10 protein-coding genes are annotated in these 13,221 nt (G+C 70.4%); 5 read left to right on the top strand and 5 right to left on the bottom strand.

What is annotated here, in order from left to right:
• Window positions 1–118 precede the first annotated feature (118 nt).
• Window positions 119–553 carry a methylmalonyl-CoA epimerase gene (gene mce, locus N5079_RS02560; RefSeq protein WP_261581665.1) on the bottom strand — a complete coding sequence of 145 codons (435 nt, stop codon included), beginning with the start codon at window positions 551–553 and terminating at the stop codon, window positions 119–121.
• A 115-nt stretch (window positions 554–668) separates the two neighbouring features.
• On the opposite strand from mce, the gene N5079_RS02565 reads away from it, so the two are divergent.
• Complete coding sequence (locus tag N5079_RS02565) at window positions 669–1,859, top strand: acetyl-CoA C-acetyltransferase (RefSeq protein WP_261581666.1); 1,191 nt, start codon at window positions 669–671, stop codon at window positions 1,857–1,859.
• Between the two features lie 223 nt (window positions 1,860–2,082).
• Complete coding sequence (meaB, locus tag N5079_RS02570; protein WP_261581864.1) at window positions 2,083–3,042, top strand: methylmalonyl Co-A mutase-associated GTPase MeaB; 960 nt, start codon at window positions 2,083–2,085, stop codon at window positions 3,040–3,042.
• A gap of 40 nt (window positions 3,043–3,082) precedes the next feature.
• On the opposite strand, the gene N5079_RS02575 is transcribed toward meaB, so the two are convergent.
• Entirely contained in the window at window positions 3,083–3,655 is a 573-nt protein-coding gene (locus N5079_RS02575; RefSeq protein WP_261581667.1) for a DUF4230 domain-containing protein, read from the bottom strand.
• A 167-nt stretch (window positions 3,656–3,822) separates the two neighbouring features.
• On the bottom strand, window positions 3,823–6,105 hold the full coding sequence (locus N5079_RS02580; RefSeq protein ID WP_261581668.1) for a hypothetical protein: 2,283 nt from the start codon (window positions 6,103–6,105) through the stop codon (window positions 3,823–3,825).
• A 472-nt stretch (window positions 6,106–6,577) separates the two neighbouring features.
• Between N5079_RS02580 and N5079_RS02585 the strand changes: the two genes are divergently transcribed.
• Window positions 6,578–7,072 (top strand): MarR family winged helix-turn-helix transcriptional regulator, encoded by a 495-nt coding sequence (locus tag N5079_RS02585; protein ID WP_261581669.1) that lies wholly within the window; start codon window positions 6,578–6,580, stop codon window positions 7,070–7,072.
• 7 nt (window positions 7,073–7,079) lie between these two features.
• Here the strand turns inward: N5079_RS02585 and N5079_RS02590 are convergent, their stop codons facing one another.
• Window positions 7,080–8,513 carry a serine hydrolase gene (locus N5079_RS02590; protein WP_261581670.1) on the bottom strand — a complete coding sequence of 478 codons (1,434 nt, stop codon included), beginning with the start codon at window positions 8,511–8,513 and terminating at the stop codon, window positions 7,080–7,082.
• 311 nt (window positions 8,514–8,824) lie between these two features.
• On the opposite strand from N5079_RS02590, the gene N5079_RS02595 reads away from it, so the two are divergent.
• Together N5079_RS02595 and N5079_RS02600 are read left to right on the top strand one after the other, a co-directional pair.
• Complete coding sequence (locus tag N5079_RS02595; RefSeq protein ID WP_261581671.1) at window positions 8,825–10,594, top strand: histidine kinase; 1,770 nt, start codon at window positions 8,825–8,827, stop codon at window positions 10,592–10,594.
• Complete coding sequence (locus N5079_RS02600) at window positions 10,587–11,279, top strand: response regulator transcription factor (protein ID WP_261581672.1); 693 nt, start codon at window positions 10,587–10,589, stop codon at window positions 11,277–11,279. The genes N5079_RS02595 and N5079_RS02600 overlap by 8 nt, the downstream gene beginning before the upstream one ends.
• A 95-nt stretch (window positions 11,280–11,374) precedes the next feature.
• On the opposite strand, the gene N5079_RS02605 is transcribed toward N5079_RS02600, so the two are convergent.
• Entirely contained in the window at window positions 11,375–13,099 is a 1,725-nt protein-coding gene (locus N5079_RS02605) for a S8 family peptidase (RefSeq protein ID WP_261581673.1), read from the bottom strand.
• Between the last annotated feature and the right edge of the window lie 122 nt (window positions 13,100–13,221).

The following is a 13,221-nucleotide window of genomic DNA, read 5'->3' on the forward strand; positions in this document are numbered from 1 at the left end:
GAGGAGCCCATAGGGATCCACGTCCGGTGGTACGCCAGCGTACTCCGGTACTGCCGCGTTGGAGGCCCCCTCCGACTTTCTGCGCGACTTGTTACGTATGAGCCTTTCTTGCGTTAGGTCAGTGCCTTGATGTCTGCCTGGATGTCTCGACAAGCTCCGTGAGAACTCCTCCCACGTCCTTCGGATGCAGAAACGCGATTGAGGCACCCATTGACCCATGCCTGGGTCGCTGATCGATCAAGCGGACCCCCTTCGCGCCGATGTCCTCGAGCGCCTTGGTCACGTCGGCCACTCCATAACCGATGTGATGCACACCCTCGCCGCGCTTGGCGAGGAACTTGCCCACGGCGGTGTCAGGGTGCAGCGGCTCCAGGAGCTGGACGTAGGACGCGCCCCGGTCGCCGTCCGCCACGTGCAGCATGGCCTCGCGCACTCCCTGCTCCTCGTTCACCTCCCGGCTCACCACCGTGAGGCCGAACACGGACTCGTAGAACTCGATCTTCTCTGCCAGATTGTGGCAGGCGATGCCCACGTGGTCGATCCTGAGCAGCATCGTCGCCCTCCTTCGCCAACGGGGACGGCCGTGATGGTCGCCCGCGTACTGATGGGTCACATACTGATGGGTATGGTGACACCGTCGTCCTGATCCCGTGATGGAGGCCCCCGTAATGTCTGGATCCGTCATCGTCGCCGGAGCCCGCACGCCCATCGGGCGGCTCCTGGGCTCGCTCGCCGATCTGTCCGCCGTCGAGTTGGGCGGCATCGCGATCCAGGCCGCGCTGTCGCGCGCGGGCGTGGCGCCGGACCAGGTCCAATACGTGATCATGGGTCAGGTGCTCCAGGCGGGAGCCGGACAGATCCCGTCCCGGCAGGCCGCCGTGAAGGCGGGCATACCCATGACCGTCCCGTCGCTCACCATCAACAAGGTCTGTCTCTCGGGCCTCGACGCCATCGCCCTGGCCGACCAGCTCATCAGGGCCGGCGAGTTCGACATCGTGGTCGCGGGCGGCATGGAGTCGATGACCAACGCGCCGCACCTGCTCCCCGGTCTGCGCAAGGGTGTGAAGTACGGCAATGCCGGCGTTGTGGACTCGATGGCCTTCGACGGGCTGACCGACGCGTTCGACCAGATCGCGATGGGGGAGTCGACCGAGCGGCACAACGCCCGCCTCGGGCTGACCCGCGAGGAGCAGGACGAGTTCTCCGCCCGGTCCCACCAACTCGCCGCCCAGGCCACCAAGAACGGCCTGTTCGACGACGAGATCGTCCCGGTGTCGCTGCCCCAGAGGAAGGGGGAGCCCGTCGTCTTCTCGGCCGATGAGGGCATTCGTGAGGACACGACGATGGACACCCTCGCGCGGCTCCGGCCCGCCTTCACGAAGGACGGCACGATCACGGCCGGCTCGGCCTCCCAGATCTCCGACGGCGCCGTGGCCGTGGTGGTCATGTCGCGCGCCAAGGCCGAGGAACTGGGCCTGGAGTGGCTGGCCGAGATCGGCGCGCACGGGAACGTCGCGGGGCCGGACAACTCTCTGCAGTCCCAGCCCGCCAACGCCATCAGCCAGGCGCTCGCCAAGCAGGGCCTCACGGCCGGCGACCTCGACCTCGTCGAGATCAACGAGGCGTTCGCCCAGGTCGTGCTCCAGTCGGTCAAGGAGCTGGGCATTCCGCTCGACAAGGTGAACGTGAACGGCGGCGGCATCGCGCTCGGCCACCCCATCGGCGCCTCCGGCGCCCGCATCGTGCTCACGCTGGCCCACGAGCTCAGGCGCCGAGGCGGTGGACTGGGCGCCGCCGGCCTCTGCGGAGGCGGCGGCCAGGGCGACGCCCTGATCATCCGCGTCCCCGCCGCCCAATGATGTGATGATCACGCACAAGCCCCTGGCCGTGATCATGCACAGGTTCCCGCAAGGGCCGCCGGCCAGCCCCAACGCAGGTCGTGATCATGCACAGGTTCCTCGACAGGCCCGGTGACCGGGCGTAACACACAGCATGATCATGCACAGGCTTCCGTCCCCGCCCGGCGAGCGGGCGATTCGCCGTACGTGATCGGGCATAGGTGACCTGAGGGTGGAGGTGAAGGTGGACGTCCGGGAGCTCGTCGACGAGGCGCGACGAGGGCGGCCGCGTGCGGTGGCCCGGCTGATCTCGCTCGTCGAGAACGCCGTCTCGTCTCCCGGCTCGGCCAAGGCACTCCGCGAGGTCATGGCGGAGCTCGCGACCGGGACGCGGAAGCCGTACACCGCGAAGGTCATCGGCCTCACGGGCTCACCGGGTGTGGGGAAGTCGACGGCCACGGGCATGCTCGTCAAGGCATTCCGCCGTCGCGGCAGCCGGGTGGGCGTGCTCGCCGTGGATCCCTCCAGCCCCTTCACCGGAGGGGCGCTGCTCGGCGACCGCGTCCGGATGCAGGAACACGCCACCGATCCCGGCGTTTTCATCCGCAGCATGGCCAGCCGCGGTCACCTCGGAGGGCTGTCCTGGGCGACGCCGCAGGCGCTCCGCGTGCTCGACGCCGCCGGGTGCGACGTGATCCTCATCGAGACGGTGGGGGTCGGCCAGGCCGAGGTGGACGTCGCCCGCCTGGCCGACACCACGATCGTGCTGCTGGCCCCGGGGATGGGCGACGGCATCCAGGCCGCCAAGGCCGGCATCCTGGAGGTCGCCGACGTTTTCGTGGTCAACAAGGCCGACCGTGACGGCGTTCAGGCGACCGTACGCGAGTTGCGGAACATGGTCTCCCTGATCGACGCGCCGTGGCGGCCCCCCATCGTCACCACGATCGCCTCCAAGGGCGAGGGCGCCGACGAGTTGGTGGCCGCGCTCGACAAGCACGTGGCGTATCTGGAGGAGTCCGGCGAGTCCCGCCGCCGCAGGCTCGCCCGCGCGAGGGACGAGATCGAGGCCGTCGCGCTCGCCCAGCTGAGATCCCGGTTCGCCGATCTCCACGGCGATCGGCTCGACGGGCTCGCCGAGCGGCTGCTCGCCGCGGACACCGATCCCTACACCGCCGCCGACGACCTCATCGCCGCCCTCGGCTGACCGTTCGCGGCCCGTACGGCTGCCGCCTCGGGCAGGCGGGTCAGGGCTCGTCGGCGTACTTGATCACGACGGTGGTGAAGCCGAGGGACTTCAGCATGCCCTCCAGCATCGCCTTCGTGTTCTGGTCGGCACGGTTACGGAGGTCGCTGCTGACCGCCGCGTCGGCGATCTTCTTCTCGGCCAGCAGGTAGAGCTCCTGCTGGTTCTGCGGTGAGGACGTCAGGAAGTCCGACACCCGGTCGAAGAGCCCGCGCTGCTGCGCGAAGACGTACGACCGCTTGTTGTCCAGGTTCGGCTTCTCCAGCTGGGCGTGCGGCAGCCGTACGGTCACGGTTTTGCGGTCGGGGGAGACGGTGATCGCGTCCTTGGGGAGAGTGGAGAAGTCGACGTAGGCGTCCACGTTGCCGGCGCCCACGAACAGCGTCCGGGTGCCCTTGATGGCGTCGGGCAGGAAGTTGGCGTCCTTCTCCAGGTCCACCACGACCTGGAAGTTGCCGGTCGCCGCCTCGAACCTGCTCAGGTTCTGCATCGACTGCAGCAGCACCGGGCCGCTGCGGTCGATGGTCTGCTCCCCGAGCGGGTTCAGCCAGGACCACGTCAGTCTCGCGCCCACAACGATGAGGAGGACGACGAAAAGGAAGCCGGCGAGCCAACGCCAGCCTCGTCGGGAACGCCGCGTGGCGGGCTCGGTGGGGGCCGGCGCGCGGGGGGGTCGGGTCTGGCGGTCCACGGGAAGACATCTTCCCCCGATTCCCCCGAACTCACCTCGGGCCCGGGAAACTAGCGATCTCCGTCCGTACGGCTGTGCCGCCGGAGTCCGCTGCCGCCTGGGTGGCGGAAACCGCCGGGGCGGCCATCGGCCGACTCGATGCGGTTCCGGAGGCCGGGAGCCCGCGCGGAGTCCGGTGCCACCGGGGCGCCAGAGGCCGGTGGCGGCGGACCATCGGGGTCCGGCGGTAACTCGGTTCTCGGGGAGGGACCCGCGCCGGGACCCGTTCCACCCGGCGCCCCGCCCGGCCCCGATCCGCCGGCGCCCGGTCCAGGGCCCGGTCCGGGTCCCGGTCCAGAGCCTGGACCGGACCCACCCGGCACGACCCCCGATCCGGAGCCCGACCCGGATCCAGCGCCTGAGCCGGCTCCACCGGATCCAGAGGCACCGGAGCCCGATCCCGTGCCGGACCCAGCGGAACCTGTCCCGGCACCCGGGCACGACTCTCCGGGATCGGACCCGGCGCCCGGGCCGTACTTGGCGCCCGGCCGGGACGGCCCGTGTGGGCCGGATCCCGCGCCCGGATCCGATGCGGCACCGGGTCCGTGGAGGTGGCCGGGGCCGGATGCGGCGCCCCGACCGAAGCCCGCGCCCGATGCGGCACCGGGTCCGTGGAGGTGGCCGGGGTTGGACGCGGCGCCCCGACCGAAGCCCGAGTCCGGGTCCGATGCGGCGCCTGAACGGAACTCCGGACCCGGGCCGAACCACCCGCGCGGACCGTCTCCCGCGCGTCGGCCGAATCCCGCCCCGGGGCCGAAGCCCGAGTGGCGGCCCGATCCGGCGCCGGGGCGGCGGAACCGGCCCGGACCCGATGCGGCGCCTGGTCTGAACGCCGCGCCCGGGCCGAAGCCCGGCCCGGCGGCCGGGCCCGAACCCATCGCGGCACCCGGGCACGGACCCAGACCCCCACCCGGCACCTGACCGGGCGCCTGCCCGAGCCCAGTGCCCGGTCCCACACCCTGTCCCGTACCCTGGCCCGGGATGCCGCCGGACACACCCGGCGAAGGAACTGTGATCGGCGTGGCAGGGTAGGCCGGGCTCGGATCCACGGGGTAGATCGGCGCGTACGCCGGGGTGGGATTCTCCGGGTAGCCCGTCATGTTCGGATCGATGGGCCTGGCCCCGCCGCCGAAGTGCCTGCTCTGCAGCCGGCAGGAGGCGAAGTCGGAGTAGAACATCCGCAGCCAGTCACGCCGCTGGTTCTCGGTGAGCTCGGAGAACCACCTGGCGGCGTACTGGTGCTCCGGCAGCGTCCCGCCGGGCAGCGGCTGGTTCCGCAGCCAGGCGACCACGATGGCCCGGTATCCGGCCGAGATCATCCCGGGGCACGGCTTGGCCAGCCGGTCGAGGAACTCGGCCGCCGCGCGCTCGGCGTAGCCCACCCCGAGGTCGTCGACGTGGATGAACACGACGCCCGGATCGGCGGGCGCGTCGTCGCCCCGGGCGTGCTGCTCGACCCGCTTGAACGCCGCCGGGGTGCCCGCCAGCCTGGCGGCGATGGTCGTGAAGGTGCCGGCCAGTTCGGTCAGGCCGGCGCGCATCGCCGGGTGGACGCACACGCTGATCGGCCACTCCTGGCAGCTGTAGACGAGACGCTCGCTGGCGGCCAACGTCTGCGGCTCCATCACGAGCCGGGCGCCGCCCGTGCCCGCGGCGAGCACGGCGATCACGGCGGCGGCCAGCGCCAGCGTCCGCCTGGTCACGAGCGCGACCCAGCCGAGCAGCAGCGCGGCGCTGAGGCCCAGCAGCCACAGCGTCTGGTCGCTGAACGCGTCCGCGCTCAGCCCTTCGAAGACGTCGTACGGCTCACGCGTTGCGGGAGCGAGCCGATCAGCCCACGTCCAGCCGTTGGCCAGCCCGGTGAACAGCCCGTAGGTGCCGATCCCGGCGAGGACCGGCGTGACGAGGAGAGGCACGAGCCAGCCGACGATCCAGCCCACGACCACATAGAGCGCGAGCGAGGCGACGCACATCGCGAGGCCGCTCGGCAGCAGGTGGCCCGGCTGCTCGCCCAGCGCCGCCCGCAGGCAGAGCACCAGGACCGTCGCCCCGAACGAGCCGGAGACCACGACAAGTATGGCGAGCGGGGCCTTCACGGCCCGCCACGGGGTGAGGGCGCGGCCGTTGTTGGCGCGGCGACCGCGCACCGCCACCCACGCGGCGAACGCCGCCGCCACCGGGCCCGTCAGCCGCAGTGAGCCGATGACGGCCACCACGATGTCGTCCCAGTCCATGAAGCCCGGTATGAGGACGCTCCACGCGGTGACGAGGCCGAGCGCCAGCAACACGGTCACCGTGACGACCGCGCCGTGTCTCAGCTCCTCGCGTGAAACGCCTCTGTGGTTACCCACAGTCCGGCGCGGCCCCCGGCCACGCCAGCGTCGATATCCGGTGCGTTTTACGCACCGAGGCAGGCATGCTGCCCATCTATCAAGCACCCCCCGTGCCTGTGTGAGCGGGGCGTGGAACCGCGCCGTTCCCCTTGGCGCTGGTCCGCCGGCCGACCTCACCACGTCTGCCGCCACGTCGTGTCAGACGCTCCCCTAGCAGACGTGACTCCCCGTGCCCCCGGGTTTGCCGCCGCCTCACCGTTTGACGTGGCAACCATAACGGAGGGTGACCCTGAGGGGGCGGGTTCTGGGGGTCAAGGAATGAATTCGGTTACGCTACGTGCCCGAAGCGATAAGGAATGGGGTCGCGATACCGTATATCGCTGTGTCCGTCCCGCCCAGCTCAGGCCCATCGTCCACCGGTGGTCCGAAGCCTTTGAACCTGCCCTTCGACCCAATCCAGCAGGCCGCGGAAACATGGCGTGCCAAGTTCGGGCCGTCCTCCGCCATGGCCGCGGTCACCTCGATCATGAGAGCCCACCAGATCCTGCTGGCGCAACTGGACACGCTGCTCAAGCCGTACGATTTGACCTTCGCGCGTTACGAGGCTCTGGTGCTGCTCACGTTCAGCCGGACGGGGGCGCTGTCGCTGTCCAAGATCGGCGAGCGGCTCATGGTCCATCCGACGAGCGTGACGAACACCATCGACCGCCTGGAGCGGGCCGGGCTGGTCCGCCGGATGCGCAACCCCAGGGACGGCCGTGGCGTGCTCGCCGAGATCACTCCTCAGGGCCAGGAGGTCGTACGGCAGGCCACCGACGATCTCACGCGGGCCGGATTCGGCATGGGCATGTACGGCGAAGCCGACCTGTCCGAGATGTTCGACCTCCTCAAGATCCTCCGAGTCGCCGCCGGGGATTTCACCGGCTGACCGCTCCTCATGAGGCGCGCTTGAGAAGGGTGAGTGAGCCGTAGACGAGGGAGAGGAGCTCGCTCGCGGCGGGGGTCTCGTCGAGCGCGGCGCGGGGGTCGGCCGTCATCGCGGTGACCACGTAGGTCCTGCCCTGCGCGGACCGGGCGAGGAACCCCATGGTGAGGACGCCGGGTTCGGATCCGCCCTTGTACCAGACCGTCGGCCACTCCTTCCTGTCGAGGTTGAGGCCCGCGTCGTTGGCGGACATCACCGCGTCGAGTGGCCTGCTGTCGAGCGAGGACAGCCCGGCGTAGGCGCGGCAGACGTCATTGGGCGAGGCGAACCACTCCAGACTGCCGATGTCTCGGGGCTTGTCCCACGGCGCCACCTTCGACAGGGGCGTCTTCGCCACGGTCTTCCCGAGGTAGTCGCGCCGCCCCTCGCGGGTGAGGGACAGGTATGTCCGGGCGAGGCGGGGATAGTCGGCCCCCTTGAGGAGGAACAGCTCCCGCGTGGTGAGGAACGGAGTGTTGAGCTTCGTCCGGCCGGACCACTTCCGGACCTCGTCCTCGACCCTGGAACGGCCCACCTTGTCGATGAGCAGGTCGGCGCCCGTGTTGTCGCTGATGGAGATCATGAGCTGGGCCGCCTCGCGGAGCGGCACCGTGCTGTTGTCGGGCCGGTCCTGCAACTCGCCACTCGGCAGGCTCTTCAGCTCGGGCCTGATCGTCAGAGGTGTGTCCCAGGAGAGCCGGCCGGCGCGGATCCGGTCGGCCACGGTGCCCAGGACGTACAGCTTGAACATCGAGCCCATGGGCCGCGGAGCACTGGGCGCGACGGCGTGGACCGGACGGCACCTGCCGTTCGCGGTCACCTCGGCCGCCAGGAAGCCCACCTGAGGGGCGACCGCGCGCAGGCGCCGGTCGAGCTCGTCCCAACTCGTGGGGGAGTTGGGCGGCGGACCGGCAAGGGTGAGCAGGAGGCCGTCGATCTTCTCGGCGCCGTCCACCGAGATCGAGAGCTTCAACTGGCGGGCGCCGGCCGTCACCAGGCCGACCAGGGCGGTGGGCTGGACGTCGATCAGCTCGTCCAGCCGCAGGCCGCCGAGCCCCTGTATGACCTTGTTGAACTCGGCGGGAGGGACCTGAGCCAGGAACCCGGCGCTCAGATGGGCCGCCAGCTCGTCCTCCGGGATCGGCGGTGTGGCGGCGGCATTCAGGAACCACCGCAGTTGCCGGCCGACGGGCGTGTCGGGGATGGACACCTCCCCGGCCGGCGTGGGCGTGGCCGTGCTCGTGGGCCCGGGAGTGGCCGTGACCGTAGTCGTGGCGGTCTTCAGGGGAGTGGCGGTCGTCGGCCGCGCGGCAGCCGTACAGGCCGAGAGAGCGACGGTCGAGGCGACGAACGAGACCGTCAGGGTACGCGCCGGTCTCGATGAGGCGTACGAAGGGACGGACACGGGGGACTCCTTGACGTGGGAAGGGACGCTCCGACGCTTGTCCCGGCCGCTGCGCAGGGCCGTGTGCCCCAGAGCTCGCCGGGGGACCCCGGCGCGGCCGGGGAATGCGGAGATGTCACTTACCGTACGAAGAGGCCTTTCGTGCCGGTACCCGGCAGACCACCGCTTTTGTCACTGCGGCGAACCGCACCGAATATGAGGACAGCCTCATAGACGGCGGCCATCGCCCCCGGTCACGATTCCCTCCAAACGAAGCCCTCCAACGAAGCCCTCCACGGAGCCGGTGAAGTCATGACGTTACGGTGCGGCTCATGAAAGCGAGCCGGGTCACCAGGGCGGTCGCGGCCGCAATGGCCGCCGTCGCGGCCACGGGCGTCGTCGCCGGCGCGCTGCTGGAGACCGGCCTGCCCGCTCCCGCCTCGCAGTGGGTCTTCATCGCGGTGGCTCTCATCTTCCCCGCCCTCGGCTGGCTCATCGCGGCCCGGCGCCCGGACAACGCGTACGGATGGCTGCTGCTGGCCACCGCCGACTGCATGGGACTCGGCGGCCTCGGCATCGGGGCGTTGATTAGGCTAGCCGCCGGCCGCCCCGCCATCGCCGTGCCCGCCACCGTGCTGGCTTCGCTGTTCGCCGTCTTCTACGGTCTGTCCTGGGTCTTCGTCCCGCTGTTGTTCCCCGACGGGCGCCTGCCCTCGCGGCGCTGGCGGCCGGTGGCGTGGATCAGCGCGGTGTCGATCGGCGCGCAAGCGCTGGGTTCGCTCTTCGTGCCGGGCAAGTTGCAGGAGGGCATGCCGATCGCCAACCCGTTGGGGCTTCCCGGACCGTACGGCGCGGTGGCCGCGCTCATCGCGTCGCTGGGCCAGCTTGTGCTCTTGATCGTGGCCTTCGCCGTCCTGGGCAACCTGGTCTCGCGCCTGCGGCGGAGCCACCACGGCGAGCGGGGCCGGCTCGGCTGGATGGCGGCCGGCGTGACGGCCAACCTCGCGGGGTTCGCGGCCATCGTCATATTCACCTTCACGCACGCGCCGGGAGCCGCGGCGGCCTTCGGCGTCCTCAGCGTGGTGGGCGCGTTGCCCGCCGCGATCGCGGCGGTCGTCGCGCGCCACAACCTGCTCGACATCAAGGTCGGGATCCGCGGATCGCGGCTGTATCTCGTCTTCGACCTCCGGCCGACGGTCGACGAGCTGCTCTCGGGCCTGCGACCGGCGCTGGAGGAGGCTGAGCCCGCCGAGCAGTTGAACCGCTTGGCCCAAGCCGTACGGGCAGGGGTGGACGTCCGGTGGGCGGCGGTCGAGCTGGCGGACGGCACCCGGGTGGTGGCCGGACAGGAGGACGAGGAGGCGGTGCTCACCGTCCCGGCCGGACTCGGCCGCATCGCATGCGGCCCCAAGGTGGGGGGCCGTCTGACCCGTGAGGACAGGCGGCTGCTCGGGGCTCTGGCCGTGCCGGTCGGGCTGGCCATCCAGAGCGTCGCCCTCGCCGCCCGGCTCATCAACGCGCAGGAGGCGGAGCGGCGGCGCATCGAGCGCAACATCCACGACGGGGCTCAGCAGCAGCTCGTCGCGCTGATCGCAGGTCTGGAGCTGGCGCGTGCCACTGGAGGCGGGGCCGATGTCCTCGTGCTCCTGCGCGAGCAGGCCAGGCAGGCCCTGACGGATCTGCGGGAGCTCGCGGCGGGCATCCACCCGTCCGTGCTGAGCCAGGGCGGCCTGGTGGAGGCGGTGGAGGAGCGGTGCTCCGGCCTTCCCGTGACCATCACGGTGACAGCCGACCCGGGTCTACGCGTCAGGCGTTTCCCCGACGAGATCGAGGGGGCGATGTACTTCACGGTGAGCGAGGCGGTCGCCAATGCGCTGAAGCACGCGTCGGCCTCCAGAATCGAGGTGCGGCTCTCGCTCCGCGAAGACCGTCTGGAGGCGTCGGTGACCGACGACGGCAAGGGGTTCGACACGGGCGCCGTCGCGCGCCGGGGGCTGGCTACGCTGGCCGACCGGATGACGGCTCTTGGCGGAGGTCTGGAGCTTACGAGCGGGCGGGGAGAGGGATCGCGGGTGCGAGCCTGGGTGACGACGCATGCCTGAGCCGCCGGCGAGCAGGCCGCGTCGATTGCGGGCGGTCCTGGCGGACGACCACTACCTCGTCCGTGAGGGGACACGGCAACTGCTGGAGACCTCCGGGGAGATCACGGTCGTGGGAGCGGTCGGCACCGCCGACGAGTTGGTGGACGCTGTCCGCCGGCTCGGCCCGGACGTGGTCGTCACCGATATCCGCATGCCGGGAGGGGAGTGGCGGTCCGGCTTCGAGGGCATCGACGCGGCCCATTCGATTCGAGCGGGCCACCCCGGCGTCGGTGTCGTCGTGCTCTCCCAGTTCTCGGACTCGCTGTACGCCTTCGAGCTGTTCAAGCACGGCACCGAGGGCTTCGCCTACCTGCTCAAGGACCGGGTCGGCGACCTCGACGAGTTGCTCGGCGCGATCCGGTCGGTGGCCTCGGGCGGTTCAGTGATCGATCCCAAGGTGGTGGAGGGGCTCCTGGCCCGTCGTGCCGTACGGGGAGATCACGATGCACTGACGCCACGCGAGCGGGACGTGCTGCGGGAGATGGCCCACGGCAGGTCCAACGGGGGCATCGCGAGGGCGCTGACGCTGTCGGTTTCCGCCGTCGAGAAGAACGTCAACTCGATCTTCCTCAAGCTGGGCCTGGAGAACACCCCCGACACCCACCGCCGCGTCGCGGCCGTCCTGGCGTATCTCGGCGCCTCCTAGAAGCGCCAGACAGAAGCGACGGCCACCGCGGGAGTGCGGTGGCCGTCGCCGGTCGTGCGGGTGAATCGCGTGGAGTCCTAAGAGTCCTAGGAGTCCTAGTGGCCGACGGCGCGGAGGGCGTCGACGATGCCCCTGCCGTAGAAGCCGTTGCCGGACGCCGTTCCCTCACAGGTGTGCGTCGCGGTCACGGTGGCGCCGCTCGGCAGGTGCCGTGTGTAGGTGTAGGCGGGCGGGGTCGGGCAGGGCGTCTTGGTGGCCGTGCCCTTGAGGATGCCCTCCACGATGGACGGGTTCAGCGTCAGGCCGCCGTTCCGGAAGTCGCGGTGGCCGTACCGGCTGACGATGAGCGCCGCGACGCCGGCCGCGCGCGGCGAGGCCATCGAGGTGCCCTGCAGGTACTGGTAGTACGCGCAGACGTCGCCGTCGCAGTCCTTGACGACATAGGGGACGGTCGGGTTGCCGTCGGCGTCGATCTCACCGTTGGCGACCGCGAGCGACTTCGGGTAGGCCGACAGCGTCGCCTTGGTGATGTCGCGGGTGTTGTCCGGGGTGTCGTAGACGTCACCGCCGGGCGACGCCACGTCGATGTAGCCGTTGCCGTAGTCCGAGTAGTAGGCCTTGCGGGTGCTGATGCCGGTCGAGGAGACGTCGATCACGTGCTCGCCCTCGCTCGGCATGGAGGTGCAGCTCGTCGGGATCGTACGGCTGCGCGGCTGCTGGCCGGGCACGGACGCGAAGTCCGGGCTGGAGGCGTCGTTGATCGTCTTGGTGTAGTCGGTGGCGCCGTTGCCCGCGGCCGAGACCAGCGTGACGTTGTGCCGGTGGGCGTAGTCCAGCGCCCGCTGCACGGCACTGATGATCGTCCGCTGCTCCAGCTGCTCGTCGGGGGTGTCGGCGGGGTTGTCCGCGCAGTTGAACAGCCACGGGTCGATGTAGTAGCTCATGTTGACCACGTCGACGCCGATGTCGCCGGCGTAGGTGAGCGCGTCGACGGTCGGCTGGAGGAAGAAGAACCCGGAGTCCTGACCGGCGCGCAGGTTCACCAGGGTGACCTTCGGCGCGACGCCCGCGATGCCCAGCTTGTTGATCGGGGAGGCGATCGAGGAGGCGACGTGCGTGCCGTGGCCGTCCTCGTCCACGTCGTTTGGGTCGGTGCAGGAGCCGTCGGGGTCGCTCTCGCACGGGCCGTCGATCACGGTGCCGTTGGCGTCCGCGGGCAGGTCCACCGTGAAGTTGCGGCTCAGCTTCTTGTTGAAGTTGGGCGCGATGTCAGGGTGGGAGCCGTCGATGCCGGTGTCGAGGACGCCGACGAGGACGCCCTTGTCACCCGGCTCGTACTTGTGGGCCTGGTCCGCGTGGATCTGCTTCATGTCCCACTGGAGGTCGGCCAGGGGCTCGTCCTCGACGTTGCGCCGCCACGTGGCCGCGGAGGCGCCGTCGCGGCCCTCCCGCTCCACTGCCTTGCTCTGGACCGCCTTCTGGACTGCAGCGGCTGAGACGCGGGCCTCGGCGGGCACCTTGCCGATCGTGCGGTTGTGGGCAACGCCTTCGATGACCGCGTTGTCCTTGATCGCGCCGATGAAGCCGGTATTCGTGGTGCTGACGGTGGCGAGACCCACCTCGGTGTTGACCTTGACGATGCTGCCGCCCGCGGCCTCGATCGCCTTCTGGGCGTTCGCGGCGTCGGCGCCTTCCTTGTAGAGAACGACGTACTCGGTCTGAGCACCGGGCTCCGCGGTCGTTCCGACCGCCTGAGCTGGGGCCGCCAAGGTAGCCGCGACTATCGCGGCCGCCGTGGCGACGACTGTGACGCGCTTCACATCCACCTCCATGTGGACTTCGAGGGCGCTGACCATGTTTCGAGATTTCCGGCGCGCGTCATAGCTCCGTGGAGATTTGCAGCCAACGTGTGACATGACTGTGGCGGGAAGGATCAGTTAGG

The organism is Planotetraspora sp. A-T 1434, from assembly GCF_025420585.1.
In the GTDB taxonomy this organism is placed as follows: domain Bacteria; phylum Actinomycetota; class Actinomycetes; order Streptosporangiales; family Streptosporangiaceae; genus JAOEGB01.

Coding starts and splice junctions, on each gene's coding strand:
- mce (WP_261581665.1), bottom strand. CDS start 553: ATGCTGCTCAGGATCGACCACGTGGGCATCGCCTGCCACAATCTGGCA.
- N5079_RS02565 (WP_261581666.1), top strand. CDS start 669: ATGTCTGGATCCGTCATCGTCGCCGGAGCCCGCACGCCCATCGGGCGG.
- N5079_RS02595 (WP_261581671.1), top strand. CDS start 8,825: ATGAAAGCGAGCCGGGTCACCAGGGCGGTCGCGGCCGCAATGGCCGCC.
- N5079_RS02600 (WP_261581672.1), top strand. CDS start 10,587: ATGCCTGAGCCGCCGGCGAGCAGGCCGCGTCGATTGCGGGCGGTCCTG.